The 2,198-nt window shown below is 25.2% G+C and carries 3 protein-coding genes; all 3 read left to right on the top strand.

The genetic code is table 11. From position 1 onward, the window contains the following. Nucleotides 1–90 precede the first annotated feature (90 nt). The 3 genes from cas4 to cas2 are packed head-to-tail and all read left to right on the top strand — an operon-like array spanning nt 91 to nt 1,893. Nucleotides 91–585, top strand: a complete 495-nt coding sequence (gene cas4 / locus BM384_RS16770) for a CRISPR-associated protein Cas4 (RefSeq protein ID WP_090015369.1) — start codon at nt 91–93, stop codon at nt 583–585. A 14-nt stretch (nt 586–599) separates the two neighbouring features. Beyond that, the gene (cas1b, locus tag BM384_RS16765) at nt 600–1,598 is read left to right on the top strand and encodes a type I-B CRISPR-associated endonuclease Cas1b (RefSeq protein ID WP_090015367.1); all 999 of its coding nucleotides are present in this window, start codon (nt 600–602) and stop codon (nt 1,596–1,598) included. Nucleotides 1,599–1,602: 4 nt separating this feature from the next. Next, the gene (gene cas2, locus BM384_RS16760) at nt 1,603–1,893 is read left to right on the top strand and encodes a CRISPR-associated endonuclease Cas2 (protein ID WP_090015365.1); all 291 of its coding nucleotides are present in this window, start codon (nt 1,603–1,605) and stop codon (nt 1,891–1,893) included. The last annotated feature ends 305 nt before the right edge of the window (nt 1,894–2,198 follow it).

Genomic DNA, 2,198 nt, shown 5'->3' with positions numbered 1-2,198 from the left:
GTGATTTATTCACTACCAAATAGGACACGTTGAATAAGGAAGAATCTCAATATGGGTATATTTGTCCATATTTCGAGTAGCAGATATATTATGAAGATTAATGGCACATTAATTAATTATTATTTTCATTGTAAAAGGCAGTGTTATCTTCATGGAAATAGGCTGAATTTAGAAGATAACAGTGAACTTGTAAAGATTGGGAGAGCAATTCATGAAGAAAAAAATTCTACTTCAAAAAATACAGAAATAACTATAGACAATATAAAAATTGATAAGCTAACAAAAGAGTATGTTACTGAAATTAAAAAGTCAGATGCAGATCCTAAAGCAGGTAAATGGCAATTATTATTTTATCTGAAAGTATTAAAAGATAAAGGAATAAATCGAAAAGGAAAACTTCAATTTGTTGAAAAAAATAAAAAAGAAAGTAAAGTTATGATTTATGAACTTACTCCAGCATTAGAAAATGAATTAATGAAAATAGAAGATGATATTAATAAACTTATTAACAGTAATAACGTACCTTCATGTATAAATGAACCAAAATGCAAGAAGTGTGCTTATTATGAATATTGTTATGTATAGGAGGAAAATTTATTTTGGGAAGTACAAGATATATAACATCAATGGGAGAGCTATCAAGAAAAGACAACTCTCTATGTTTCAGAAAAGAAAATAAAAATATTTATATACCAATCGAAAATACTAAAGAAATTTATTGCTTAAATGAGGTGAGTATAAATTCTAAGCTTCTTGATTTTTTAAGTTCTAATAATGTAATAGTTCATTTTTATAATTACTTTGGAAATTACAGTGGAACTTTTTATCCAAGAAATCAATATAATAGCGGAAAATTTTTAATAAGACAAGTAAAAGTATTTGAAAATAATAGACTATTAATTGCAAAATCTATAGTTAGAGGAATTGGTGAAAATATAAGTGAAACTTTATATCATTATTATAGACATAATAAGAAAGAGGTAAAGGCTACTATAGATTGGATTGAAAATGATTTTCAAGAAAGGATTTATAAAAGTTCAGATATTTCGCAGCTCATGGCTGTTGAAGGGGAAGTTTGGCAAAAATTTTATCATGATTTTAGGTATTTTCTTCCTGAAGATTTTATAATTAATAAAAGAGTTAAAAGGCCACCAGATAATCCTATAAACGCTTTAATATCCTTTGGAAATACACTTCTCTATACAAAAACCATATCAGCAATATATCGAACTCATTTAGATCAAAGAATAAGTTTTCTTCATGAACCCTCAGAGGGGAGATTTTCATTGAGTTTAGACATAAGTGAAGTTTTTAAACCTATAATAGTTTTTAAAACAATATTCGAACTTGTAAATAAAAAAAAGATTCGGGTTGAAAAACATTTTGATAAAAAAGTGAATTATTGCCTTTTAAATGAAGAAGGAAGAAAAATTTTTATTGAAGCTTTTGAAGCAAGAATGGAATCTGTATTTTTACATCCTAAATTAAAAAGAAAAGTAAGTTATAGAACAGCAATAAAGTTAGATTGTTATAAGCTTATAAAATACATTTTAGAAGATAAGGAATTTATTCCTTTTAGTTCAAAGAAAGAGATGTAATATTATGGGTCGAACTATTAATTATAATTATGCATTTGTTTTCTATGATGTTGGAGAAAAAAGAGTTCAAAAAGTTTTTAAAGTTTGTAAAAAATATCTTTCACATTTTCAAAAATCAGTTTTTAGAGGAGAAATGTCTCCATCTAAGATGATAAAATTTAAAACAGATTTAAATAAGGTTATTAATAAAAAGGAAGATTTTGTATGCATTATTAAAGTAATGAATGAAAGTGTATATGGAGAGGAAATTATAGGAGTTTCATCACATGAAACAGGAGAAGATCTTATAATTTAAGAAACATTAAAAGTAGGATTTTTAGATTGAATTTTTCCAACTGATTTATTTTAAAAAGAAGCTTTAAGTAAGTTATAGCAAGAGTTTAAGTTATTTTTGAAAGTTAGTTTTTAATTTGGATATTCGGTTGGAAAAAATCTTTAGAAATGACTATATATCAGGGGAAAATAAGATATAATAATAGAGGAATAGCTTAAAAGCTTTGATTAAACATTAACATATAGATGTATTTAAAGTATAGCTTTTGACATATTGATAATGTTTTATCTGCATTAAACATTAACATATAGATGTATTTAAAGCTT

It is taken from the genome of Clostridium sp. DSM 8431, from assembly GCF_900116755.1.
In the GTDB taxonomy this organism is placed as follows: Bacteria; Bacillota; Clostridia; order Clostridiales; family Clostridiaceae; genus Clostridium.
This window is presented reverse-complemented; position numbering and strand designations above follow the sequence as displayed.